The organism is Bordetella ansorpii (genome assembly GCF_900078705.1).
Taxonomy (GTDB): domain Bacteria; phylum Pseudomonadota; class Gammaproteobacteria; order Burkholderiales; family Burkholderiaceae_B; genus Bordetella; species Bordetella ansorpii_A.
In genome coordinates, this window is sequence record NZ_FKIF01000002.1 from 963373 (window position 1) to 986454 (window position 23082).

Here is a 23082-nt window from a genome sequence, read left to right on the forward strand (position 1 = left end):
GCGGAAAAGGTCAGGCCATGTGGCCCCAGATCAAGACGGTGGCGATGTGCAGGATGCCGACCCAGACCATCATGATCACGGTGTAGCCCATCACGTCGCGCAGCTTCAGCTTGGACAGCGCCAGCGCGGGCAGGATCCAGAAAGGCTGCACCAGGTCGTTCCAGGCGTTGCCCAGCATCACCGACATCGCGGTCTGGTTGATGGGGCTGCCGATTTCCTTGGCGGCCTCGATCATGAACGGACCCTGGATGACCCAGTGGCCGCCGCCCGAGGGCGCGAAGAAGTTGATGACGAACGAGCTGATCAGGCCCCAGAAGGGCAGCGTGGACGGCGTGGCGACGTCGACGAACACTTCCGAGATGGTGTTCACCAGGCCCGAGCCCGCCATGATGGCCATGATGCCGGCGTAGAACGGGTACTGCAGGATGATGCCCGAGATGGTCTTGATGCCTTCGGACAGCTTGGCCACGTAGGCGGCCGGCGTGCCCAGCAGCAGGATGCCAAGGAACAGGATCACGAAGTTGATCAGGTTCAGGTCCAGCGAACCGCCGTCGGCGATGTGGAAGACCACGTAGGCCACGCCCAGCAGTCCGACCAGCAGGCTCAGGATGCGGCTGTTGTTCAGGCGCGAGGCCAGCGTGCGGCCGTCCTCGTCATCGGCGACGGGAGCCTTCGTGGCCTGGTCGATGGCGGGATCGATCTCGGACACTTTCTGGCCGGCCTTGGGATGCAGCCAGGCGTTGAGCAGCGGCAGCGTCACCAGGATGACCAGGCTCAGGATCAGCATGGGCGGCGAGAAGATGGTTTCCGACAGCGGGACCACGCCCATCTGCTGTGCCATCGGGTGGCCCGGCGTGGCGATCAGCACCGGGATGCTGGCCGACAGGCCCAGGCCGTACATGGTGAAGCCGCTGTAGGCCGCGGCGATGATCAGCGGGTAGTGCACGCCCTTGACGCGCTTGGCCAGCTTCTTGGCGACGATGCCGCCGATCACCAGGCCGAAGCCCCAGTTCAGGTAGCTGCCGACCGAGCCGACCAGCGTGGCCACGATGATGGCGGTGTGCGGCTTGTGCACGGCGCCGACGATGCGGTCCAGCAGGCGCTCGGTCAGGGGCGCGGTGGCCAGCACGTAGCCCATGGCCAGGATCACGGCCATCTGCGTGGTGAAGGCCAGCAGGCTCCAGAAACCCTTGCCCCATTCGCGGGTGATGGCGCCGAATCCCTGGCCTTCCACCGCCATGGCCAGCACCACGGACAGCAAGGTCAGGCCGAGGGCGAATACGAAGGGGTCGGGCAGATACTTGCGCATCAGCTCCGTGAAGAAATTGGCAAGGCGATTCATGCGTGTCTCCAGCTTATCTCGATCAGGTGAGGCTTGTATGTGCGTGGGAGCGAGGCATATCCGGAGTTGCCGGCGCGCCGCGAGCCCTGCGCGAAAAGGCAATCAGGCCGGCGGGCGTTCGTTCAGCCACCGCACCAGTTGGGCCAGCGCGGCGCTCTTGTCGCGCAGCACGCGTTCGCGGCGTTCGGGCGGCCAGGCGTAGAAGCCCTGGCCGCTCTTGGCGCCCAGCTCGCCCGCGCGCACCTTGCTGCGCAGCAGGTCCGAGGGCTCGGTGCGGTTCTCCAGGTCGGCATACAGATACTCGGCGATGGCCAGGTGCACATCCAGGCCGTTCATGTCGCGCTGCTCCAGCGGGCCGGACAGGGCCAGGCGGATGCCCAGGCTCCACTTCACGACTTCGTCGATGTCCTCGGCGCTGGCCACGCCGGACTCCAGCAGGGACATGGCTTCGCGGGCCAGGGCGTGCTGGATGCGGTTGGCGATGAAGCCAGGGATGTCGCGCTTGACCAGCACGGGCCGCTTGCCCACGTGGCGCAGCGTGTCCATCACCTGGGCGACGGCGTGGTCGGAGGTGCCGTCGTTGCGCACCACCTCGACCAGGGGGATGACGTCGGCCGGCGTGAAGAAGTGCGTGCCGACGAAGCGGTCGCGGCGCGTGACGGCCTGCGCGATGGCGTTGATCGACAGGCCCGAGGTGTTGGTGGCCAGGATGGTGGCCGGGCCGCACAGGCTGTCCAGGCGCGAGAAGATGTCGCGCTTGAGTTCCAGTTTCTCGGGCACCGCCTCGATCACCAGCGCCGCGTTGCAGGCGGCTTCCAGGCCCGCGTCGTAGCGGATGCGTTGCATGGCGGGGGCGATGTCGCCGCCGGCCAGCAGCACGTGGAGCTGCCGTTCGATGTTGGCTTCGGCGCGCGGCAGCGCGCCCTCCATGGGATCGATCAGCACGACGTCGACGCCGCGTGCCGCGAAGAGGGCGGCGATGCCGCTGCCCATGGCGCCCGCGCCGATGACGGCGACGGGAGAGAGAAGAGAAGTCATGTCGGGACCCGCTGCTCGTGGCCGTGGCTGGCGTAGGCGTGCCCGTGTGGGGCCGTCCGGGGTTCCGGGCGTCTCATCCGTGGTGCCTTTCCGTGCCGTGGCCGGAAAAATCATTGTTGTTCTATATACGAACAAGTGTGCGCATATAGAATTTCCAGCACGGTACTCTCGAATTGCAGCCCATGGACATACCGGATTTCCTATGTGTCCATCCGATGGACGAGTTTATGTCGCAACCGCCCGTCATCGCCGGCCGCCGCGCACCTTGAACTCCGCCATTTCTCGCTGCATGAACTCGCTGGCGTATTGGGAAAACACGTCCACCAGGCGGGTGCGCTGCTGGTAGGGCGGATAGAGCAGGGCGGCGACCACCGGCACGGCGGGGGCGAACGGCCGCAGTTCGATGCCCGTGCTGTGCTGTTCCTCGCGCGCGGCCAGCGGGTTGATCAGGCTCACGCCCATGCCCATGCCGACCAGGGCGCAGATGGAGGCGCCCAACCCGGCCTCGGCGGCGATGCGGCGTTCCACGCCGGCCTGCGTGAAGATGCGGTCGATGCGTTCGCGGATGGCCGTTCCGGCGGGAAAGGACACGAAGGGCTCGTCCGCGAAGTGCGCGGGCCGCAGGCGCGGCAGCGCGGCCAGGCGGTGGCCCTTGGGCAGCACTGCCGTGCAATGCATGGTCAGCACCGGTTCGATCTGCACGCCCGGCTCGTCGTCGTAGAGCAGGGCCATGCCGGCATCGCAGAAGCCCGAGGCCAGCCATTCGCGCACCGCGCCGCCGTTGCCCGAGTGGATGGACACCATGATGTCCGGATAGTCCTGCTTCAGGCGCGCCACGATGCGTGCCAGCAGTCCTCCCGCCAGGCGCGGCATGGCCGCCACGCTCAGGCGGCCGGCGCTGAAGGCGCGGATGCCGGCCGCGGCGGTTTCCAGGCCGGCCAGGCCGCTGAAGGTCTTCTCCACTTCCTGGTAGAAGCGCAGGCCGTCCTGCGTGGGCGCCAGCCGGCTGCCGTTGCGCTCGAACAGCGGGAATTGCGTCAGCGTTTCGAGTTGCGCGATCAGCCGGCTGATCTGCGGCTGCGAGGTATGCACGCGGCGCGCGGCCGCGGTCATCGACCCGGCCTGCATCACGGCGCGGAAGGCCTCGATGTGGCGCAGGTGCATGCGAGGATTTGCCATATCAGAATTGTATGAATGAATACTCAGTTGGAATTGGCAAAAAAAATAACGCTAATCCATACTTTGTGCCAGCCGTGCTGGATCGCGGCATATCAATCGAAAACGCGTGCCGCCACCGGCGGGCGCCAAGGGGAAGTGAAATGAAAAAGACTGCCGCCCTGCTGGGCGTCACGTTGATGGCCGCCGCATGCGCCGCACAGGCCGCGGGCGACAGCCGCCTGGACAAGATCCGCGAAACCGGGTCGATCACGCTGGGCCATCCGGAATCGTCGGTGCCCTTCGCCTACCTGGACGGCAACCAGAAGCCCATCGGCTACTCGGTGGAAATCTGCGAGCACGTGGTGAAGGCCGTGCAGCAGGCGCTGAAACTGCCCAAGCTGGACGTGCGCTACAACCCGACGACCTCGGCCACGCGCATCCCGCTGCTGGCCAACGGCACGATCGACCTGGAATGCGGCAACACGACCAACCTGCCGGACCGCCACAAGTTCGTCTCCTTCGCGCCCACGACGTTCGTGGCGCAGGTGGTGCTGCTGGCGCGCAAGGATGGCGGCGTCGACGTGAACGACCTGGCGTCGTTCCGCGGCAAGTCCATCGCGGCGCAGGCGGGCGGGCAGACCTTCAAGCTGGTCACCCAGCTCAATGCCAGGAACGACTACGGCATCACCATGATGCCGGCCAAGGACACGGCCGAGACCTTCCTGATGGTGCAGAACGGCCGTGCCGCCGGGTCGGCCAACGATGACGGCCTGGCCTACGGCGCGGTGGCTTCCTCCAAGAATCCCGACGACTTCATCATCAGCAGCAAGGGCCTGGAAGTGGCGCCCTACGGCATCGTCGAGCCCAAGGACGATCCCGCGTTCAAGAAGGTCGTGGACGACGCCGTGATCGCCCTGATGAAGGACGGCACGGTGGCCAGGCTGTACGACAAGTACTTCAACTCGCCCATCCCGCCGCGCGGCATCAACCTGCGCTACCCCATGAGCGACGTGCTGAAGAGGGCCCTGGCGAACCCGACCGATTCGGGCGATCCGGACGTCTATCGCTGACACGCCGGACGGCAGCATGAAATACGACTGGAGTTGGGGCATCTTCCTGGAGATGTCCCCCGACGGGCTGCATACCTATCTGCAGACCCTGTTGATCGGCGCGGGCTGGACGCTGGCCCTGGCCTTGTCGGCCTGGGTCTACGCCCTGTTGCTGGGATCGGTGGTGGGTGTGTTGCGAACGGCGCAGTCGCGCTGGGCCAATTTCGCGGGCGCCTGCTACGTCGAACTGTTCCGCAACATCCCGCTGCTGGTGCAGATGTTCCTGTGGTACTTCGTGCTGCCCGAGGTCCTGCCGCATGCGTGGGGCGTGGCCATCAAGCAGATGCCGCAGCCCTGGGGCCAGTTCGTCCCGGCGCTGCTGTGCCTGGGCTTCTACGGCGCGGCGCGTGTCGCGGAACAGCTGCGCGCCGGCATCCAGTCGCTGCCGCGCGGCCAGATGCAGGCGGCCACCGCCATCGGCTTGACCCCGGTGCAGGCGTATCGCTACGTCATCCTGCCCGAGGCCTACCGCATCGTGCTGCCGCCGCTGACGTCCGAGTTCATGGGCACGATCAAGTATTCGTCGGTGGCGCTGACCATCGGCCTGCTCGAACTCACCGGCCAGGCGCGTTCCATGCAGGAATTCAGCTTCCATATCTTCGAGGCCTTCAGTGCGGCCACGCTGATCTACCTGCTGATCAACGGCGTGGTGGTGCTGGGCATGCGGGCGCTGGAGCGCCGCGTGGCCGTCCCCGGCCTGATCGGCAGCGATCGCAAGGCTTGAACGCGGAGGCGGAGCAACGTGGGTAATTTCGATTTCGGGGCCATCGCGGACGCGGCGCCCTATCTGCTTCAGACCGGCATGTCCTTCACGCTGACGCTGACCGTGCTGGCCGCGGTCATGGGCCTGGCGCTGGGCACGCTGCTGGCGATGATGCGGCTGTCGCGCCACCGCTGGCTGTCGGTGCCGGCGGGCCTCTACGTGAACGTCATGCGTTCGGTGCCGCTGCTGCTGGTGATCTTCTGGTTCTACTTCCTGATGCCGTACATCGGCGCATGGCTGACGGGGGCGTCGCGGCCCATCCAGGTGGGGGCGTTCCGTTCGGCGGTCATCACGTTCACGCTGTTCGAGGCCGCGTACTTCTGCGAGATCATGCGCGCCGGCATCCAGTCCATCTCGCGCGGACAGGTCTCGGCCAGCCTGGCCCTGGGCCTGACGCCGGGGCAGTCGATGCGCTACGTGGTGCTGCCGCAGGCCGTGCGCAACATGGTGCCCGCGCTGCTGACGCGCGTGATCATCCTGTTCCAGGACACCTCGCTGGTGTACGTGCTGTCGCTGACGGACTTCCTGGGCGCGGCCGCCAAGGTGGGCCAGCGCGACGGACGCCTGGTGGAGCTCTACCTGTTCGTGGCGGTGGTGTATTTCGTGATCTGCTTCTGCGCCTCCCGCGTGGTCAAGCGGCTGGAGCGGCGGGCGCGCGTCGTGCGCTAGACCTTATTTACGCGAGTGTATCGGCATGATTGAGATCAAACAGGTCAGCAAGTGGTACGGCGACTTCCAGGTGCTGGACAACTGCACCACGACGGTGGCCAAGGGCGAGGTCGTGGTGGTGTGCGGACCGTCGGGCTCGGGCAAGTCCACCCTGATCAAGACGGTGAATGCGCTGGAGCCCTTCCAGGGGGGCGAGATCCACGTCAACGGCATTTCCGTGGGCGACCCGCGCACCAACCTGCCCAAGCTGCGCGCCGTGGCGGGCATGGTGTTCCAGCACTTCGAGCTGTTCCCGCACCTGTCGGTCACCGACAACCTGTGCCTGGGCCAGATGAAGGTGCTGGGCCGCCCGCGCGACGAGGCACGGGCGCGCGCCCATGCGCTGCTGGATCGCGTGGGCCTGCTGGCGCACAAGGACAAGCATCCCGGCGCGTTGTCGGGCGGCCAGCAGCAGCGCGTGGCCATTGCCCGCGCGCTGTCGATGGACCCCGTCGTCATGCTGTTCGACGAGCCGACCTCGGCGCTGGACCCCGAAATGGTCAACGAGGTGCTGGACGTGATGACGGACCTGGCGCGCGAGGGCATGACCATGATGGTGGTGACCCATGAGATGGGCTTCGCGCGGCGCGTGGCCGATCGCGTCATCTTCATGGACGGCGGCCGCATCGTCGAGGACTGCGAGAAGCAGACCTTCTTCGGCGACCCCGAGGCACGCACGCCGCGAGCCCGCCAGTTCCTCTCGAAAATTCTGCAGCACTGAGCACACCATGCCCGATATTCTGGAAACTTCCGTGGACCTGCGCAGCGACACGGTGACCCGGCCTACGCCCGGGATGTACGCGCGCATGCAGTCCGCCCCCGTCGGCGACGATGGCCTGGACGGCGATCCCAGCGTACGGCAGCTGGAAGCCGAGACGGCCGCCATGCTGGGCAAGGAGGCGGGCCTGTTCGTGCCCAGCTGCACCATGGCCAATCTGCTGGCCGTGCTGGCGCAGGCCCGGCGCACCGAGCAGGTGGCGCTGGAGGGCGAGGCGCACATGTACACCTCGGAGCGCGGCGCGGCCACGTTCACCGGCGTTTTCTACCTCGGCCTGCGCGGGACGGCCGGCGCCATGGACCTGAATCTGCTGCGGGACACGCTGAAAGCCTCCGGCCACAGGCTGCGCACCACGCTGGTGGCGCTGGAGACCTCGCACAACAACGCGGGCGGCACGGTGCTGCCGCTGGACCACATGCGCGATGCCCATGCCCTGGCCGCGCAGGCCGGCGCCGCCGTGCACCTGGACGGCGCGCGGCTGTGCAATGCGGCCGTGGCATTGGGCGTGGCGCCTGCCGACGTCGCATGCCATGCCGATACGGTGTCGCTGTGCCTGTCCAAGGGCCTGAGCGCGCCGGTGGGCGCGGTGCTGGCGGGCGATCGGGCCTTGATCGCGCGCGCGCGCAGCCTGCGCCGCATGCTGGGCGGCACGCAGCGGCAGGCCGGCATCATGGCCGCAGCCGGGCTGGAGGGCGTGCAGAACATGGTGGCGCGCCTGGGAGAGGACCATGCGCGCGCGCGGCGCTTGAGCCAGGGATTGCGCCAGTTCGCGCCACTGACGCCCAGCGACCCGCAGACCAACATCGTGCAGGTCGACGTGTCGGCCACCGGGCGCGGCAGCGAGTTCTGGGTGGCCGCGCTGGAGCAGGCCGGCCTGCGCACGCGGCCGTGGGGAGCCACGCGCCTGCGTTGCGTCACCCACCGGCACATCGACGACGCGGCGATCGACCGCGCCGTGCAGGCCTTCGGCCAGGTGCTGCAGTCGCTGGCGGCCTGAGCCGCCCTGGACGTCAGCCCGAGTTGCGCAAGCCCGCCGCGATGCCGTTGATGGTCAGGTGGATGGCGCTCTGGATGCGCGGGTCCGGCTCCTCGGCGCCTTTCTCCTGCAGGGCGCGATGGCGCTTGATCAGTTCGACCTGCAGGTAGTTCAGCGGGTCGATGTAGGCGAAGCGTTCGCGCAGCGACGCCTGCAGGGCCGGATTGTCGGCCAGCAGGTCGCGCTGCGTCAGTTGCTTCAGCATGGCCACGGTGCGGCCATGCTCGTCCCGGATCTGGCCGAAGATGCGCTCGCGCACGCCGCGCCTGGGCACCAGCTGCGCGTAGCGCGCGGCGATGGACAGGTCGGACTTGGCCAGCACCATTTCCATGTTGGACAGCAGCGTGCGCAGCGCGGGCCAGTGTTCGGCCATCTCGCGCAATTGATCCAGGCGCGCGCGGCGCGTGCGCGGGCCGCCGCGCGCGCCGTTCTCCAGATAGGCTTCCATGGCCGACCCCACGCCGTACCAGCCCGTCAGCATCAGCCGGCATTGCGCCCACGAGAAGCCCCACGGAATGGCGCGCAGGTCTTCGATACGCTGTCCCTGCTTGCGCGAGGCCGGGCGTGAGCCGATGTTCAGCCCCGCGATCTCGCTGACCGGCGTGGCGGCGAAGAAATAGTCGGTGAATCCCGGGGTGTCGTACACCAGCTTGCGGTAGGTGCGCTGCGCATGCTCGGACAGGAAGTCCATGGCCGCGCCGTGCTCGGCCATGTGGGCGTCTTCCGCGCTGGCGGCCTCGGCGCGCGGCGCCAGCGAGGACTCCAGCGTGGCGGCCACCAGCAGCTCCAGGTGCCAGCGGCCCACTTCGGCGTCCTTGTACTTGCTCTGGATGACTTCGCCCTGCTCGGTCAGGCGCAACTGGCCGGCCACCGTGCCCGGCGGCTGTGCCAGGATGGCGTCGAAGCTGGAGCCGCCGCCACGGCCCACCGAGCCGCCACGGCCGTGGAACAGGCGCAGCCGCACGCCGGCCCGGCTGAACACGTCCACCAGCGCGCGTTCGGCCTGGTACAGCGACCAGTTCGACGTGAGGAAACCGCCGTCCTTGTTGCTGTCCGAATAACCCAGCATCACCTCCTGCACGTCGGCCTGCGCCAGCTTCACGCGCTGGCGCACCTCGGGGATGGCCAGCCATTCGGCCATGATGCCCGGACCGCGCTGCAGGTCGGGAATGGTTTCGAACAGGGGCACCACCATCAGGCCATCGCCTTCGGCCAGCGGTTCGCCGGCGGCGGCGATCAGGCCGGCTTCCTTCTGCAGCACCAGCACTTCCAGCAGGTCGCTCAGCGTCTCGGTGTGCGACACGATGGTCTGGCGCACGGCTTGCTTGCCGTAACGCGCGCGGGCCGCGGCGGCGGCGCGCAGGATGGCCAGTTCGCGCGCGGTCTCGTCGCTGTAGTGCAGCCAGGGCGAGGACAGCGGGCGGGCATGGGCCAGCTCGGCGCGCAGCAGCGCCACGCGTTCGTTCTCGTCCAGCGCGGCATAGTCCACCGGCACGCCGCGCCAGTGCGCGCCCGCCCGCGTGAACAGCTCGGCCAGCGCGCGCTCGTGCACGTCCGAACTCTGGCGCAGGTCGACCGTGGCCAGATGGAAGCCGAACACCTCGATGGCCTGGCGCAGGCCGGTCAGGCGCAGGCGAGCGATGGGGGCGCCGTGGTGCTCGGACAACGAGGTGGCGATCAGGGCCAGGTCGGCGGCGAAGTCCTGTGGCGCGGCGTAGGGCTCGGCGGGGTAGGTGGAACGGCGCGCCAGGTCCTGTCCGGTCAGTTGCCGTGCCGTGGCGGCCAGGCGCGCATAGATGCCGACCAGCGCGCGGCGGTAGGGTTCGTCGCGGCGGTGCGGCGAATCGTCGCCGCCGGAATCGGCCAGTTGGCGCAGCGCGGGCTCCACGCCGATCAGCAGCGTGGTGATCGACAGCTCGGCGCCCAGCGTGTGCACCTCCTGCAGATAGTGCTCGAACAGCACCGTGGCCTGGCGCAGCAGCGCGCGCTCCAGCGTGCCGGCGTCGACGTTGGGATTGCCGTCGCGGTCGCCGCCGATCCAGCTGCCCATGCGCAGGAAAGGTTGCAGCGGCTCGGCCGGCGCGGCGAAGGGGCGCTGCGTGCCGTCGGGATGCAGCAGCTTGCCCAGGTCGGTGTACAGCCGCGGCACGACCGACAGAAACGTGCTGCGGTAGTACGACAGCGCGTTCTCGATCTCGTCGGCCACGGTGAGGCGCGTGTAGCGCAGCATGCGTGTCTGCCACAGCGTGGCCACGCGGCCCAGCAGGGCCAGGTCCAGTTCGGCGCGCTCTTCTTCCGTCTGCGGCTGTTCGCGCTGCGCCACCAGCGCGGCGATCTCGCGGTGCGCGTCCAGCGTGCTCTTGCGCTGGACTTCTGTGGGGTGCGCCGTCAGCACCGGCATCACGCAGGCATCGGCCAGCAGGCGGCGCACGCGGGCCGGGCCCACGCCCTGCGCCTTCAGGCGCGCCAGGGCATCGCGCAGGCTGCCGCGCGGCGGTTCGGCGCTGGCCAGCAACTGTTCGCGCTGCGCGCGGTTCTGGTCCCGGTCTTCGGCGATGTTGGCCAGATGCAGGAAATAGCTGAAGGCGCGGGCCACTGCATTGGGATCGTTGCCGCGCAGGCGCTTGACGCGCTGCTCCAGCACCTTGCTGTCTTCCGTCCGGCCCTCGCGGCGAAATCGCACCGCGGTGCGCCGCAGCGTCTCGATGGTGTCGAACACCCGTTCCCCTTCTGTGGCCTCGATCACCTCGCCCAGCATTCGCCCCAGCAGGCGTATGGTGTGGCGAGAGTTCTCTGCGGAATCGGACTGCGGACGTACGACTTTCATGGGCTACGGATCCGTCTGAAGAAGGGAGGGGAGAAAGCGGTTCGGTGTGCTGCGCTGATGCTCGATTTGCGATGCGGGCATTGTACGCAGCCGGGCCGGCCGGCCTGGGTTAAAGTGCCGGCATGTCTACCCCCATGCTTGCCCCCACGCCGGATACGCGCCGCGCCCTGGTCCTGTTTTCCGGCGGCCAGGATTCCACCACCTGCCTGGCCTGGGCCCTGGACCGCTATGCCCACGTCGAAACCGTGGCGTTCGACTATGGCCAGCGTCATCGCATCGAGCTCGACGCGCGGCTGAACGTGCTGCGCGAGCTGCGTGCCGGGTATCCGCAATGGACGGCCAGGCTGGGCGAAGACCATCTGCTGGACCTGTCCGTGCTGGGCCAGGTGGGCGACACGGCGCTGACCTCCGATCGCCAGATCGAGATGCAGGAAAACGGCCTGCCCAATACCTTCGTGCCCGGCCGCAACCTGCTGTTCCTGACGCTGGCCGCCGCCCTGGGTTACCGCCGCCAGCTGGACGTGCTGGTGGGCGGCATGTGCGAGACCGATTTCTCGGGCTATCCCGACTGCCGCGACGACACCATCAAGGCGCAGCAGGTGGCGCTCAGCCTCGGGCTGGGATCGCGCGTCACCATCGAGACGCCGCTGATGTGGCGCGACAAGGCGCAGACCTGGGACCTGGCGCGCGCCCTGGGCGGGCTGGCGCTGGTCGACCTGATCGTCGAGCACAGCCACACGTGTTATCTGGGCGAGCGGGGCGCGCGCCATGATTGGGGTTATGGCTGCGGCACGTGCCCCGCGTGCGAACTGCGCGCGGCGGGATGGCTGCGCTGGAAGGCGGGACAGTACGCGGCGGTCTGAGCCGCGGCGGGCTCAGCGCGCGGCCGTGTCCGGTGGCGTGCGGTCTGCGTCGCCCAACTCGCGCTGCATCAGCACCGTATCGCGCCATTCCCCGTGTTTGAATCCCACCGAGCGCAGCGTGCCGACGGGATGGAACCCGTTTCGCGCATGCAGCGCCAGTGATCCTCCATTGCGGCTGTCGCCCACCACCGCCAGCATCTGGCGCCAGCCAGCCGCCCGGCAGCGTTCGATCAGCATCGCCAGCAGCAGGTTGCCGATGCCGCGGCCATTCCACCCGTGCTCCACGTACACCGAGTCTTCGACGGTATGGCGATAGGCTGGCCGTGGCCGGTAGGCCGTGACGTATGCGTAGCCCCGCACCACGCCGTCTATCTCCGCGACCAGGAAGGGCATGCCGCGCGTGGCGATATCGGCGCGGCGTTCGCGCATCTGGTCGACCGTGGGAGGATCCAGCTCGAACGACGCCGTGCCATGCAGGACGTGGTGCGCGTAGATCTGCTGGATGCTGGCGATGTCTGCTTCAGTGGCATCGCGAAGCTGGATGGACGGGGAATCGATCGGGCTCATGTTGGAAACGGGGGGCGGCGAAAGAGCGCCAGTTTGCCTGTGCGGCAGCGATAGGGGAAGCGCGCGTTCCCCTTGTATCCGGCCCGGGCCCGGCCGCGTCTGCGGCCCCGTGCTTCCGTGCATCTCCGCGGAACGGCGTATTATCTGGAGTTTTGCCGAATTTCCTCTTCGGAATCGACCCCGCCCGCCAGAGAGCCACCGCCATGCCGCACTACCGTTCCCGCACTTCCACCCACGGCCGCAACATGGCCGGCGCACGTGCCCTGTGGCGCGCCACCGGCATGAAGGACGGCGATTTCGGCAAGCCCATCATCGCGGTGGTGAACTCGTTCACCCAGTTCGTGCCGGGCCACGTGCACCTGCGCGACCTGGGCGCGCTGGTCGCCAGGCAGATCGAGGGCGCCGGCGGCGTCGCGAAAGAATTCAACACCATCGCCGTGGACGACGGCATCGCCATGGGCCACGGCGGCATGCTGTACTCGCTGCCCTCGCGCGAATTGATCGCCGACTCGGTCGAGTACATGGTCAACGCGCACTGCGCCGACGCCATGGTCTGCATCTCGAACTGCGACAAGATCACCCCGGGCATGCTGATGGCCGCCATGCGCCTGAACATCCCCTGCGTGTTCGTGTCCGGCGGCCCGATGGAAGCCGGCAAGATCCTGTCGCCCACCGACGGCAAGGTCATCGCCAAGATCGACCTGATCGACGCCATGATCAAGGCGGCCGATCCCAAGGTGTCCGACGCAGAGGCCGAAGAGGTCGAGCGCAGCGCCTGCCCCACGTGCGGTTCCTGTTCGGGCATGTTCACCGCCAACTCGATGAACTGCCTGACCGAAGCCATCGGCCTGGCCCTGCCGGGCAACGGCACCATCGTCGCCACGCACGCGTGGCGCCGCGGTCTGTTCGAGCAGGCCGGCCGCCTGGTCGTCGACCTGTGCCGCCGCTACTACGAGCAGGAAGACGCCTCGGTGCTGCCGCGCGCCATCGCCACCAAGAGCGCGTTCGAGAACGCCATGACGCTGGACGTGGCGATGGGCGGCTCGACCAACACCGTGCTGCACCTGCTGGCCGCTGCGCAAGAAGCCGGCGTCGACTTCACCATGGCCGACATCGACCGCATCTCGCGCCGCACGCCCTGCCTGTGCAAGGCCGCGCCGGCCACCGACAAGTACCACATCGAAGACGTGCACCGCGCGGGCGGCATCCTGGGCATCCTGGGTGAACTGGGCCGCGCCGACCTGCTGGACCTGTCCTGCGGCAACGTGCACAGCGGCACGCTGGGCAACGCCATCGCGCAATGGGACATCGCGGGCGGCGCCGGCGAAGCCGCGCAGAAGTTCTACCGCGCGGCCCCCGGCGGCATTCCCACCACCGTGGCGTTCAGCCAGGAAGCCACCTTCCTGACGCTGGATGCCGACCGCAAGACCGGCTGCATCCGCAGCAAGGAACACGCCTATTCGCAGGACGGCGGCCTGGCCGTGCTGTACGGCAACCTGGCCGAGAAGGGCTGCATCGTCAAGACGGCTGGCGTCGATGAATCGCAGTGGGTCTTCACGGGCCGCGCCCGCGTGTTCGAAAGCCAGGAAGACGCCGTCGAAGGCATCCTGGGCGACCGGATCGTGGCGGGCGACGTCGTTATCATCCGCTACGAAGGCCCCAAGGGCGGCCCCGGCATGCAGGAAATGCTGTATCCCACGTCCTACCTGAAGTCCAAGGGCCTGGGCAAGACCTGCGCGCTGTTCACCGACGGCCGCTTCTCGGGCGGTTCGTCGGGCCTGGTGATCGGCCACGCCTCGCCGGAAGCCGCCGAGGGCGGCACGGTCGGCCTGGTGGAAGACGGCGACATCATCGAGATCGACATCCCCAATCGCCGCATGCACCTGGCCGTGGACGACGCCGAACTGGCGCGCCGCCGCGCCGCCATGGAGGCGCGCGGCGACAAGGCCTGGCAGCCGGTCGACCGCGAACGCACGGTCTCGCTGGCGCTGCAGGCCTACGCCGCGCTGGCCACCTCGGCCGACCGCGGCGCCGTGCGCGACCTGTCGCAGCTCAAGCGCTGAGTTCGCGCTTATCCACAGGCGCCGAGAGCGGCGCCTGACCGGAGCAGAAGAACCCGGCCCTGGCGCCGGGTTTTTCATGCGTGCTCGGTTGCCGTGCGGGCCGGCCAGCCTTCGCCTGCATCGAGGCGCCAGGGCGGCTGGCCGTCAGATATGGAAGCCGCCGCTCACGTCCAGCACGCCGCCCGTGATGTAGCCGGTGTCCGGCCCCGCCAGGAAGCACACCGCCGCCGCGACTTCTTCGACGGTGGCGATGCGGCGGATCGCGTGCAGGTCCATGATCGCGTCCGGCAGGTTGCCGGCCACGGCCGCCGCCATGTCGGTGGGCATGATGCCGGGCTGCACCACGTTCACCGTGATGCGGCGCGGGCCCAGGTCGCGCCCGACGCCCTTCGCATAACCCACGATCGCCGCCTTCGTGCCGGCATAGTCCGCCACGCCGGGGAAGGGAACCCGGCTGCCCAGGCCCGAGCCGATGAAGACGATGCGTCCGTCATCCGAGATCCGCTGCGCGGCGGCGCGGGTCGTGGCCACCACGCCCAGCACGTTGATGCGCCATTGGCGGTCCAGGCCATCGGTGTCCAGTCCGGGGTCGTCGGTGGCCTTGCCCTGTACGGCGATCGCCGCGTTGTTCACCAGGATGTCCAGCTTGCCGAACTGGGCGATGACCGCGTCGATCAGCGGCCTGGCGGCCGACGGATCTTCCTGGTCGCTCTGGATGGCCGCCGCGCGCACGCCCTTGGCCCGCAGCGCCTCCGCGACCGCCTGCGCCTTCTCGGCCGAGGCGGCGTAGCTGATCGCCACGTCCGCGCCCCGCTCCGCCAGGGCCAGTGCCGTCGCCGCGCCCAATCCACGCGACCCGCCGGTCACCAGCGCCACCTTGCCTGCCAATGTCTTGTCCATGAAAAGCCTTCCCTTTCAAGGCGGGACAGAAGCGTCCCGCGCGTTCGTTTATTCATAACAATCGTTATGATAACGAACGGTATGGAATTAGACAGCCGCTGTCAAGGAGGTTTAATATCGATCGTTATGAAAAAAGAGGCGATCTGATGGGACGTCATCGTGAGTTCGACGTGGATCAGGCCCTGGACGCGGCGCTTTGCGTGTTCTGGCGCAAAGGCTACGAGGGCGCGTCCTATACCGACCTGACACAGGCAACCGGGGTCGAGCGGCCCGCGCTGTATTCGGCGTTCGGCAACAAGGAAGCGCTGTTCCGCCTGGCGCTGGCCCGCTACTCCGAGCGCTATCTGGATTTCTTCCCGGCGGCGCTGCTGCAGCCCACGTCACGGGACGTCGCGGCCCACATCATGCGCGGCGCGGTCGAATTGAACACCCGCTATCCCGACCACACCGGATGCCTGGGCATCAATGGTGCGCTGGCGGTCTCGGACGAATCCGAACCCATCCGCCAGGCCCTGATCGACGCGCGGGCGGACGGGGAGGCCTCGTTGCGTGAACGCTTCGAGCGCGCGCGGCGGGAGGGGGATCTGCCCGAGACGGCCAATTGCGCCGCGCTGGCCGCCTACGTGTGCGCCGTGGTGCATGGCATCGCGGTGCAGGCCAAGGCCGGCTACAGCCGCGAGATGCTGGAGGCGGTCGTCGCGCAGGCGCTATCCACCTGGCCTTCCGGGCACCGCGCCGCGCCGGAGGAAGCGGCCTGAACGCGCGGCGGGCAACGTCCGGAAATGTCCGTGGCGAAGGCCGCTATCGCGCGTCGGCGCGCACCAGGTGGGCAGGCAGGATGCCTTCGGTGGACACCACGCCCAGCAGGCCCATGTCGCGCTTCACTTCCTCCACGATCAGCCGGATGGCGTGCGCCACGCCCGCCGGCCCGGCCACCGCCGCGGCATAGTTGAAGGGCCGCCCCACGAACACGCACTTCGCGCCCAGCGCCAGGGCCTTGAGCACGTCGGTGCCGCGCCGCACGCCGCTGTCCAGCATGATCTCCAGGCCCGGCGCGGCATCCACGATGGCCGGCAGCATCTGCAGGGGCGCTGCCGTGCCGTCCAGTTGCCGTCCGCCATGGTTGGACACGATGACGCCGTCCATGCCTTTCTGGCGCGCCAGCGCCGCGTCACGGGGATTCAGGATGCCCTTGATGATCATGCGGCCCTGCCAGCGTCTGCGGATCGCTTCGACGTGCGTCCAGTTCAGGTGGCCGCGGTCGGAGAAATCGCGCTGCACGTTGGGCGACACGATGGGTGCGCCGCGCGTGGCGTAGTTGTTCTCGAAGTGCGGCATGCCGTGCTTGAACAGCGTGCGCAGGAAAGTGCCGAACAGCCACCGCGGATGCGTGATCCCCTGCCATGCCAGCGACAGGTTGGGGCGCAGCGGCGTGGAGAAACCGGCGCGCAGGTTGTTCTCGCGGTTGGCCGCCACGGGCGTGTCCACCGTCAGCACCAGCGTCTGCACGCCGGCATCGGCCACGCGATCGATCAGGGCGCGGATCTGCGCCTCGTCGCCCGGCAGGTAGGCCTGGAACCACGTGCGCGGCGCGGCTTCCATCACGTCTTCCAGGCGGATCAGCGACGAGCCGCTCATGATGCAGGGGATGCCGGCGTCGTCCGCGGCGCGCGCCAGCACGATGTCGCCGCGATAGCTGGACAGGGCCGAGATGCCCATGGGGGCGATGCCGACCGGCGCGGCATAGGCATGGCCCATCACGGTGGCGGCGGTGCTGCGCCGGGACACGTCGACCAGGACGTCCGGCACGAGCGCATATTGCGCGAAGGCATCGCGGTTGGCGCGCGCCGACAGTCCGTCCTCCACCGCGCCGGACACATAGGCGTAGATCGGCTTGGGCAGCACGCGCGCGGCCGCTGCCTCGAAATCCTGCAGGTTAAGAATGTGGCGCAAGGAAGAGGACATGGTCTCGTTTTTCTTGGACGGGAAATGCGCGGCGGTGCCGGCCGCATCGGCAGATGATAGGAGTGCGGGTCCTTTGGAATAAAGCGAGTTTATTGATATAAAACACTTCGCTTTTATTCACTGTATGCCGCGCCATGACTCTCAAGCAACTCGAAGCCTTCTACTGGGCGGCCACGTGCCGCAGCTTCGCCATCGCGGCCAGCCGGCTCAACATCTCGGTGTCGTCGCTGTCCAAGCGGCTGGCCGAACTGGAAAGCGTGATCGGCTCCGAGCTGTTCAGCCGCAGCGCGCGCAATGCCATCCTGACGCCGCTGGGTGAACAATTGCTGCCGCATGCGCGGGACCTGCTGCGTTCGGCCGATGACTTCCTGCAACGCGCGGCCGACAGCGTGCCGCTGGCGGGCCGCTGCCGCTTCGGCGTGGGCGAGCTCAGTTCCATGACGTGGATGCCGCGGCTGATCGCCGATATCCGCCGCGAGTACCCCAACCTGTTGGTCGAGCCGCGCGTCGGCGTGGGCGAAGAGGTCGAGCTGGGCCTGGAGGATGGCGAGCTGGATTTCGGCATCATCGGCGGGCCGTCCACGCGGGCGTCGATCACCTCCGTGCTGATCGGACAGGCCGAGTTCGAATGGGTCGCCAGTCCCGGGGCCGCGCGCGACGCGCGTTGGCTGCCGCCCGCCGCGCTGCGCGACCATACGCTGGTGGCCTTGCCCAACAGTTCGGGCGTGATCCGCATCGTGGACGACTGGATGACCGCGCAAGGCGTGTCGCCGGGCCGCAATCTGCGCTGCAATGGCTGGGGCGCGGTGGCCGGCATGCTGCGCGAGGGACTGGGCATCGGCATCCTGCCCACGGCCTGGGCACGCGTGCTGGTCGAACGCGGCGAACTGGCGTTCCTGGAGCAGTTCCCGGCCCCGCAGCCGCTCAGCTACACCATCCAGTGGCGCCGCGACGACACCCGGCCGTTGCTGGCCTGCATGCGCGACCTGGCGCAGCGCTGCATCGACTTCCATGCGCCGTGCTGCCTGATGTGATGGCAGTGCAGCATGCGCGCTATTTCGAAAAAGCGAAATTCGAACTGGAAAATAATTCGCTTTATCGAAATCTTTGGCGGAGATAGAGTGGTTGCCTACAACAATCATTCCGGCTGGAGACGCCCGTTCCCGCGTGATGCCGGCTTGCCCGCGTGGCATGGGCACGTCCGGGCCCTGCCGCGAGGGCGGCGCCGATCCGGGGATGGGTACGAAGGAAACGCATGACGTCCGCAAAACGCCTGGTCCGCCTCGATCTGTGGCTGGACCCCATTTTCGACAAGCTGATCGCCGAACACGCGAATGTCGCGCTGACCGTGGCGCCCGCGCGCGACGGCGATCCCGCTGCGCGGGATGCCTTGCGCCGCGCGCACGGCTATCTGGTGACCGCCGCCAAGGACGAACTGCCGTCCAGCGGGTTCGTCACGGCCGAGCTGATCGCGCAATGCCCCGAGTTGGTCTGCGTGGCCACCACCGGGGCCGGCTATGACACGGTGGACGTGGCGGCATGCACGGCCGCCGGCATCGCGGTGGTGAACCAGGCGGGAGGCAATGCCGACTCGGTGGCGGAACATACCTACGCGCTGCTGCTGGCCGTGCGCCGCCGCATCGTCGAATCGCATCAGCGCCTGCGCCACGACAGCGGCTTCACGCGCGAGCACCTGATGGGCCACCAGATCCGCGGCAACATCATCGGCCTCGTCGGACTGGGCCAGATCGGTTCCCGGGCGGCGCGCATCGCGCAGGGCTTCGGCATGCGCGTGCTGGCCCACGACCCCTATCTGCCGCCGGAAAGCCTGCGCGCGCTGGGCGCCGAGCCGGTCTCCCTGGACGACCTGCTGGCGCAGTCGGACATCGTGTCGCTGCATTGCCCGCTGAGCGCCGAGACGCGCGGCATGATGGACGCAGCCGCCTTCGCCCGCATGAAACCGGGCTCGGTCTTCATCACCACCGCGCGCGGCGGCGTGCACGACGAGGCCGCGCTGTACGACGCCCTGCAAAGCGGCCATCTGGCCGGCGCGGGCCTGGACGTCTGGAAGCAGGAGCCGCCTGGCAACGACGCGCCCCTGCTGCAATTGCCCAATGTCGTGGGCACCTATCACACGGCGGGCGTCACGCACGAGGCCCGCCGCAACGTGGCGCGGTCCGCGGCCGAGCAGTTGCTGGCCATGCTGGCCGGCCAGCGTCCGCCGAATCTCGTCAACCCGCAGGCCTGGCCGGCCGCGCTGGAGCGCATCGCCCGGCTGGCATAACGATACGCGGCAAAACGCCGCATCAGGAGACAACCACCATGCAGCAATCCCACAAGCGCCGCACTCTGGGCCGGCTTGCCGGCGCCGCGCTGTTCTGCGCCGCCGCCGCGCTGCCCGCCGCCGGCATGGCCGCGGACTATCCGTCGCATCCCATCAACATGATCGTGTCGTACGGTCCCGGCGGCGGCACCGATCTGGTCGCCCGCATGATGGCGCCGTTCCTGCAGAAGTACCTGGGCAACGACGCGCGCATCGTGGTGCTGAACCGCCCGGGCGCGGGCGGCGCCATCGGCTTTGGCGAAATCGCGCGCGCCACGCCCGATGGCTACACCATCGGGTTCATCAATACGCCCAACATGCTGACCATTCCCATCGAGCGATCGGCCAATTTCACGTGGCGCAGCTTCGACCTGATCGGCAACCTGATCGACGATCCGGATTCGTTCACGGTGCGGGAAGACAGTCCCATCAAGACGCTGGCGGACCTGGCCGAGTATGCGAAGAAGCATCCGGGCGCCGTCACCGTGGGCACCACGGGCACGGGGTCGGACGACCACCTGGCGATGCTGCGCTTCCAGGCCGCCTCGGGCACCAGGCTGAACCACGTGCCGTACAAGGGCGCGGGCGAGGTGCGCAGCGCAATGGCCAGCGGCGAGATCATGGTGGGTGCCATCAACATCGGCGAGGCGCTGCAGTACCAGAAGGGCGGCACGCCGCTGCGCATCCTGGGCCAGATGTCCAGGACGCGCTCGCCGGCGCTGCCCGACGTGCCGACTTTCAAGGAGCAGGGCTACGACTTCGAGTTGTCCTCGTTGCGCGGCCTGGCCGCGCCCAAGGGACTGCCCGACGCAGTGCGCACCAAGCTGGTGGATGCCGTGAAGAAGACCTACGACGATCCCGGGTTCCAGGCCAAGGCCCGCGAGTTGTTCGCGCCGCTGCGCTACCTGGCGCCCGCCGATTACGCCCGGGTGCTGGAGCAGGGCGAGGCCGAGTTCCGCGCGCAGTGGAAGCAGTCGCCCTGGATCGACAAGTGATTGGGGATGGCGGCGCATCCGCCATCGCGGGGATTACATCGCGGCCATGGCCGGCGCAGTCTTGTTCCTGCGGTCCAGGCGCCAGCTAAGGATCGCCACCAGCAAGCCGCTGGCCGTGACCGCCGCGGCCACCAGCGGGGTGCTGCCCAGTCCCGGGCCATGATCGATGGTCAGGCCGCCCAGCCAGGCGCCGATGGCGTTGCCCAGGTTGAACGCGGCGATGTTGAAGGCCGAGGCCAGGTTGGGGGCGCCGCCGGCCTGCTCCAGCACGCGCATCTGCAGCGGGGGCACGGTGGCGAACGCGGCCGCGCCCAGCACGCCGACGGTGATGACGGCCAGTATCCTGTCGTGCACGGTGAAGGCGAACAGCACCAGCACCACGGCCAGGATGGCCAGGCTGCCCACCAGCGTCGGCATCAGGCGCCGGTCCGCCATGCGGCCGCCGAAGGTGTTGCCGGCCACCAGGCCCACGCCGAACAGCAGCAGGATGGGCGAGACCGCGCTTTCCGGGAAGCCCGTCAGTTGGGTCAGCAGCGGCGAGATGTAGGTGAAGGCCGTGAACACGCCGCCGAAGCCCAGCACGGTCATCAGGAAGCCCAGCATCACCTGCGGGCGGGCCAGCGCGCGCAGTTCGCCCCGCAGATTGCCTCGATGCGTGCCGCGGCTGGCCGGCACCAGGGCGGCGATGGCGATGAAGGCCGCCACGCCGATGGCCGTCACGGCCCAGAACGTCGAGCGCCAGCCCCAGGCCTGGCCCAGCCAGGTGCCGAAGGGCACGCCCAGCACGTTGGCCAGCGTCAGGCCGGTGAACATCAAGGCGATGGCCGAGGCTTGCTTGTCGGCGCGCACCAGGCTGGTGGCGACCACCGATCCCACGCCGAAGAAGGCGCCATGCGCCAGCGAGGTCAGCACGCGCGCGCCCATCAGCCAGCCGTAGTCGGGCGCCAGCGCACACGCCAGGTTGCCTGCGATGAAGATCACCATCAGCGCCAGCAGCAGCGTCTTGCGCGGCAGGTGGGTGGTCAGGATCGCCACGGGCGGCGCGCCCACGGTGACGCCCAGGGCGTAGCCGGTCACCAGCAGGCCGGCGCTGGACAGGGTGACGTCGAGGCTGGCCCCGACCTGGGGCAGCAGCCCCATGATGACGAATTCCGTGGTGCCGATGCCGAAGGCCCCCACGGCAAGCGCCCAAAGCGCGACGGGCATGATCAAGACTCCAGGTAAGGGATCGAATGCCCGGCATTGTGCGCCGCGGAATCTTTGAGAAAAAGCACTCTAAAATCACAGGACTTGTGTTCTGGAGGCAAAGATGGCGCTCAATTCGGATGCCTTGCGGGTTTTTCTGGCGGTGGTCGACTCCGGCAGCATGAGCGCGGCGGCCGAGTCCCTGGGACAGACGGCCTCGGGCGTCAGCCGGGCGCTGGCGCGGCTGGAGGAGCAACTGGGCGTGACGCTGCTGACGCGCACCACGCGCCGCATGGAGCTGACCGAGGAAGGCCTGCAGTTCCAGCAGAGGGCGCGCGGCATCGTGGGCGCGCTGGACGAGGCCGAGGAGTGCATGCGCATCCGCCACCAGCAGCCGGCGGGCAAGCTGCGCGTGGATGCCTCGGCGCCGGTGATCCTGCATTGCATCGTGCCGCACGTGGCCGCTTTCCATGAGCGCTATCCCGCCATCCAGCTGGAGCTGACCAGCAACGACCGCATCGTCGATCTGGTCGAGCACCGCACCGACCTGGCGATCCGTGCCGGCCCGCTGGTGGATTCATCGCTGCATGCGCGGCCGTTCCGTCCGTCGCGGCTGTACCTGGTGGCCAGCCCTGCCTATATCGAGAAGCATGGCCGCCCGCGCAACGTGGCCGCGCTGGCCCAGCACATGAAGATCGGCTTCACGCAGCCCGAGTCGCTGAACAACTGGCCGGTGCGGCACGAGGGCGGCAACACCTATCCCATCGTGCCGGACATGGCGGCCTCCAGCGGCGAGACCATCCGTGGGCTGGCGCTGGCGGGGCTGGGCATCGCCTGCCTGTCAGCGTTCATGACGCGCGCGGATCTGGAGGCGGGGCGCCTGGTGAAGGTGCTGGATTCGGCCGACAACGGGTACCGGCAGCCGCTGCATGCGGTGTATTACCGGAACACGCAGTTGGCGCGGCGCATTGCGTGCTTCCTGGATTTTCTGTCGGAACGGATCTAGCGGCCGGGACTCAGCGATTGAACCCGTCTTGATGCGCGATCGAGGCCAGATCGCGCGCGCCGCGCAGTCCCCGCGGGATGATGACCGCGGTCTCGGTTGGTTGGTGGCAAATGGCTATGCCCCATGGAATACGACTCGTACTCCTGGGCCGAGCAGAGGTCTTTCGGGGTGCGCCGACGGAAATGCGGTCAGCCGTTCACAGGTGGTCAGCAACTTTCGGATGAACTTGCTGGCGACCGATTCGGATGATGCGCGTGCAATGTACGACCAGATCTCCAGTAGATCGCGGTCAGCTCATTCAACATCAACTCGCGGCGAATTTTCCATTCGCGCACCGCTTCTCGGACAACTTCACTGGTCGAGGCATAGTCTCCTTCATCCACGGTCTGTTTGATGCTGGCGGCCATTTCAGGGGGCATGGTGATGGTCAGGCGTTCCAGAGTCGTGGACATGCGC

General features: G+C 68.2%; 22 protein-coding genes. 12 read left to right on the forward strand and 10 right to left on the reverse strand.

The annotated features are described in order from the left end of the window. Nucleotides 1-10: 10 nt before the first annotated feature. From A6745_RS08005 to A6745_RS08015, 3 genes are all read right to left on the reverse strand, one after another. On the reverse strand, nucleotides 11-1342 hold the full coding sequence (locus tag A6745_RS08005) for a short-chain fatty acid transporter (protein ID WP_066125470.1): 1332 nt from the start codon (nucleotides 1340-1342) through the stop codon (nucleotides 11-13). Nucleotides 1343-1444: 102 nt separating this feature from the next. Next, complete coding sequence (locus A6745_RS08010) at nucleotides 1445-2380, reverse strand: 3-hydroxyacyl-CoA dehydrogenase family protein (RefSeq protein ID WP_066125471.1); 936 nt, start codon at nucleotides 2378-2380, stop codon at nucleotides 1445-1447. A gap of 243 nt (nucleotides 2381-2623) precedes the next feature. Further along, entirely contained in the window at nucleotides 2624-3559 is a 936-nt protein-coding gene (locus tag A6745_RS08015; RefSeq protein ID WP_156513314.1) for a LysR substrate-binding domain-containing protein, read from the reverse strand. Between the two features lie 140 nt (nucleotides 3560-3699). Between A6745_RS08015 and A6745_RS08020 the strand changes: the two genes are divergently transcribed. The 5 genes from A6745_RS08020 to A6745_RS08040 are packed head-to-tail and all read left to right on the forward strand — an operon-like array spanning nucleotide 3700 to nucleotide 7893. Continuing rightward, the gene (locus A6745_RS08020) at nucleotides 3700-4608 is read left to right on the forward strand and encodes an amino acid ABC transporter substrate-binding protein (RefSeq protein ID WP_066125475.1); all 909 of its coding nucleotides are present in this window, start codon (nucleotides 3700-3702) and stop codon (nucleotides 4606-4608) included. 16 nt (nucleotides 4609-4624) lie between these two features. Beyond that, nucleotides 4625-5371, forward strand: coding sequence for an amino acid ABC transporter permease (locus tag A6745_RS08025; RefSeq protein ID WP_066125478.1), 747 nt, complete (start codon nucleotides 4625-4627; stop codon nucleotides 5369-5371). Between the two features lie 18 nt (nucleotides 5372-5389). Further along, the gene (locus A6745_RS08030) at nucleotides 5390-6079 is read left to right on the forward strand and encodes an amino acid ABC transporter permease (RefSeq protein ID WP_066125480.1); all 690 of its coding nucleotides are present in this window, start codon (nucleotides 5390-5392) and stop codon (nucleotides 6077-6079) included. Between the two features lie 25 nt (nucleotides 6080-6104). After that, a complete protein-coding gene (locus A6745_RS08035; protein WP_066125484.1) occupies nucleotides 6105-6839 on the forward strand; it encodes an amino acid ABC transporter ATP-binding protein in 735 nt (244 codons plus the stop codon). Nucleotides 6840-6846: 7 nt separating this feature from the next. After that, entirely contained in the window at nucleotides 6847-7893 is a 1047-nt protein-coding gene (locus A6745_RS08040; protein ID WP_066125486.1) for a threonine aldolase family protein, read from the forward strand. 13 nt (nucleotides 7894-7906) lie between these two features. Here A6745_RS08040 and ppc read toward each other — a convergent pair whose 3' ends face one another. Beyond that, nucleotides 7907-10759, reverse strand: coding sequence for a phosphoenolpyruvate carboxylase (gene ppc / locus A6745_RS08045; protein ID WP_066125488.1), 2853 nt, complete (start codon nucleotides 10757-10759; stop codon nucleotides 7907-7909). A gap of 122 nt (nucleotides 10760-10881) precedes the next feature. Between ppc and queC the strand changes: the two genes are divergently transcribed. Then, nucleotides 10882-11622 carry a 7-cyano-7-deazaguanine synthase QueC gene (queC, locus tag A6745_RS08050; protein WP_231885934.1) on the forward strand — a complete coding sequence of 247 codons (741 nt, stop codon included), beginning with the start codon at nucleotides 10882-10884 and terminating at the stop codon, nucleotides 11620-11622. 12 nt (nucleotides 11623-11634) lie between these two features. On the opposite strand, the gene A6745_RS08055 is transcribed toward queC, so the two are convergent. Beyond that, the gene (locus tag A6745_RS08055; protein ID WP_066125492.1) at nucleotides 11635-12189 is read right to left on the reverse strand and encodes a GNAT family N-acetyltransferase; all 555 of its coding nucleotides are present in this window, start codon (nucleotides 12187-12189) and stop codon (nucleotides 11635-11637) included. A 203-nt stretch (nucleotides 12190-12392) separates the two neighbouring features. On the opposite strand from A6745_RS08055, the gene ilvD reads away from it, so the two are divergent. Then, the gene (ilvD, locus tag A6745_RS08060) at nucleotides 12393-14252 is read left to right on the forward strand and encodes a dihydroxy-acid dehydratase (RefSeq protein ID WP_066125494.1); all 1860 of its coding nucleotides are present in this window, start codon (nucleotides 12393-12395) and stop codon (nucleotides 14250-14252) included. Nucleotides 14253-14396: 144 nt separating this feature from the next. Here ilvD and A6745_RS08065 read toward each other — a convergent pair whose 3' ends face one another. Beyond that, nucleotides 14397-15152 (reverse strand): SDR family NAD(P)-dependent oxidoreductase, encoded by a 756-nt coding sequence (locus A6745_RS08065; protein WP_066125496.1) that lies wholly within the window; start codon nucleotides 15150-15152, stop codon nucleotides 14397-14399. Between the two features lie 146 nt (nucleotides 15153-15298). Here A6745_RS08065 and A6745_RS08070 point away from each other — a divergent pair, with 146 nt between their 5' ends. Next, the gene (locus A6745_RS08070) at nucleotides 15299-15910 is read left to right on the forward strand and encodes a TetR/AcrR family transcriptional regulator (protein WP_066125498.1); all 612 of its coding nucleotides are present in this window, start codon (nucleotides 15299-15301) and stop codon (nucleotides 15908-15910) included. 43 nt (nucleotides 15911-15953) lie between these two features. Here the strand turns inward: A6745_RS08070 and A6745_RS08075 are convergent, their stop codons facing one another. Beyond that, the gene (locus tag A6745_RS08075) at nucleotides 15954-17117 is read right to left on the reverse strand and encodes an alpha-hydroxy acid oxidase (protein WP_066125500.1); all 1164 of its coding nucleotides are present in this window, start codon (nucleotides 17115-17117) and stop codon (nucleotides 15954-15956) included. A gap of 134 nt (nucleotides 17118-17251) precedes the next feature. Between A6745_RS08075 and A6745_RS08080 the strand changes: the two genes are divergently transcribed. The 3 genes from A6745_RS08080 (at nucleotide 17252) to A6745_RS08090 (ending at nucleotide 20435) form a co-directional block, all read left to right on the forward strand. Beyond that, nucleotides 17252-18151, forward strand: coding sequence for a LysR family transcriptional regulator (locus A6745_RS08080; RefSeq protein WP_066125502.1), 900 nt, complete (start codon nucleotides 17252-17254; stop codon nucleotides 18149-18151). Between the two features lie 221 nt (nucleotides 18152-18372). Next, on the forward strand, nucleotides 18373-19401 hold the full coding sequence (locus A6745_RS08085; protein WP_066125503.1) for a hydroxyacid dehydrogenase: 1029 nt from the start codon (nucleotides 18373-18375) through the stop codon (nucleotides 19399-19401). A 38-nt stretch (nucleotides 19402-19439) separates the two neighbouring features. Then, on the forward strand, nucleotides 19440-20435 hold the full coding sequence (locus tag A6745_RS08090) for a tripartite tricarboxylate transporter substrate binding protein (protein WP_066125505.1): 996 nt from the start codon (nucleotides 19440-19442) through the stop codon (nucleotides 20433-20435). A gap of 33 nt (nucleotides 20436-20468) precedes the next feature. Here the strand turns inward: A6745_RS08090 and A6745_RS08095 are convergent, their stop codons facing one another. Then, nucleotides 20469-21641: an MFS transporter gene (locus A6745_RS08095; RefSeq protein ID WP_066125507.1), complete on the reverse strand. Its 1173-nt coding sequence runs from the start codon at nucleotides 21639-21641 to the stop codon at nucleotides 20469-20471. Between the two features lie 103 nt (nucleotides 21642-21744). On the opposite strand from A6745_RS08095, the gene A6745_RS08100 reads away from it, so the two are divergent. Then, nucleotides 21745-22626 carry a LysR family transcriptional regulator gene (locus A6745_RS08100; protein ID WP_066125509.1) on the forward strand — a complete coding sequence of 294 codons (882 nt, stop codon included), beginning with the start codon at nucleotides 21745-21747 and terminating at the stop codon, nucleotides 22624-22626. A 114-nt stretch (nucleotides 22627-22740) separates the two neighbouring features. Here A6745_RS08100 and A6745_RS29680 read toward each other — a convergent pair whose 3' ends face one another. Both A6745_RS29680 and A6745_RS27745 read right to left on the reverse strand, forming a co-directional pair. Continuing rightward, nucleotides 22741-22905, reverse strand: a complete 165-nt coding sequence (locus A6745_RS29680; RefSeq protein WP_082852947.1) for a type II toxin-antitoxin system RelE/ParE family toxin — start codon at nucleotides 22903-22905, stop codon at nucleotides 22741-22743. Continuing rightward, the gene (locus tag A6745_RS27745; protein WP_082852948.1) at nucleotides 22833-23078 is read right to left on the reverse strand and encodes a ribbon-helix-helix domain-containing protein; all 246 of its coding nucleotides are present in this window, start codon (nucleotides 23076-23078) and stop codon (nucleotides 22833-22835) included. Before A6745_RS27745 ends, A6745_RS29680 begins: the two co-directional genes overlap by 73 nt. Nucleotides 23079-23082: the final 4 nt, after the last annotated feature.

Bases quoted from the DNA above. Each gene is read 5' to 3' on its own strand.
- A6745_RS08040 (WP_066125486.1), top strand. From the start codon at position 6,847: ATGCCCGATATTCTGGAAACTTCCGTGGACCTGCGCAGCGACACGGTG.
- A6745_RS08080 (WP_066125502.1), top strand. From the start codon at position 17,252: ATGACTCTCAAGCAACTCGAAGCCTTCTACTGGGCGGCCACGTGCCGC.
- A6745_RS08090 (WP_066125505.1), top strand. From the start codon at position 19,440: ATGCAGCAATCCCACAAGCGCCGCACTCTGGGCCGGCTTGCCGGCGCC.
- A6745_RS08055 (WP_066125492.1), bottom strand. From the start codon at position 12,189: ATGAGCCCGATCGATTCCCCGTCCATCCAGCTTCGCGATGCCACTGAA.
- A6745_RS08085 (WP_066125503.1), top strand. From the start codon at position 18,373: ATGACGTCCGCAAAACGCCTGGTCCGCCTCGATCTGTGGCTGGACCCC.
- A6745_RS08005 (WP_066125470.1), bottom strand. From the start codon at position 1,342: ATGAATCGCCTTGCCAATTTCTTCACGGAGCTGATGCGCAAGTATCTG.
- queC (WP_231885934.1), top strand. From the start codon at position 10,882: ATGTCTACCCCCATGCTTGCCCCCACGCCGGATACGCGCCGCGCCCTG.
- A6745_RS08020 (WP_066125475.1), top strand. From the start codon at position 3,700: ATGAAAAAGACTGCCGCCCTGCTGGGCGTCACGTTGATGGCCGCCGCA.
- A6745_RS08100 (WP_066125509.1), top strand. From the start codon at position 21,745: ATGGCGCTCAATTCGGATGCCTTGCGGGTTTTTCTGGCGGTGGTCGAC.
- ppc (WP_066125488.1), bottom strand. From the start codon at position 10,759: ATGAAAGTCGTACGTCCGCAGTCCGATTCCGCAGAGAACTCTCGCCAC.
- A6745_RS08065 (WP_066125496.1), bottom strand. From the start codon at position 15,152: ATGGACAAGACATTGGCAGGCAAGGTGGCGCTGGTGACCGGCGGGTCG.
- ilvD (WP_066125494.1), top strand. From the start codon at position 12,393: ATGCCGCACTACCGTTCCCGCACTTCCACCCACGGCCGCAACATGGCC.
- A6745_RS08095 (WP_066125507.1), bottom strand. From the start codon at position 21,641: ATGCCCGTCGCGCTTTGGGCGCTTGCCGTGGGGGCCTTCGGCATCGGC.
- A6745_RS08075 (WP_066125500.1), bottom strand. From the start codon at position 17,117: ATGTCCTCTTCCTTGCGCCACATTCTTAACCTGCAGGATTTCGAGGCA.
- A6745_RS27745 (WP_082852948.1), bottom strand. From the start codon at position 23,078: ATGTCCACGACTCTGGAACGCCTGACCATCACCATGCCCCCTGAAATG.
- A6745_RS08010 (WP_066125471.1), bottom strand. From the start codon at position 2,380: ATGACTTCTCTTCTCTCTCCCGTCGCCGTCATCGGCGCGGGCGCCATG.
- A6745_RS08015 (WP_156513314.1), bottom strand. From the start codon at position 3,559: ATGGCAAATCCTCGCATGCACCTGCGCCACATCGAGGCCTTCCGCGCC.
- A6745_RS08025 (WP_066125478.1), top strand. From the start codon at position 4,625: ATGAAATACGACTGGAGTTGGGGCATCTTCCTGGAGATGTCCCCCGAC.
- A6745_RS08035 (WP_066125484.1), top strand. From the start codon at position 6,105: ATGATTGAGATCAAACAGGTCAGCAAGTGGTACGGCGACTTCCAGGTG.
- A6745_RS08070 (WP_066125498.1), top strand. From the start codon at position 15,299: ATGGGACGTCATCGTGAGTTCGACGTGGATCAGGCCCTGGACGCGGCG.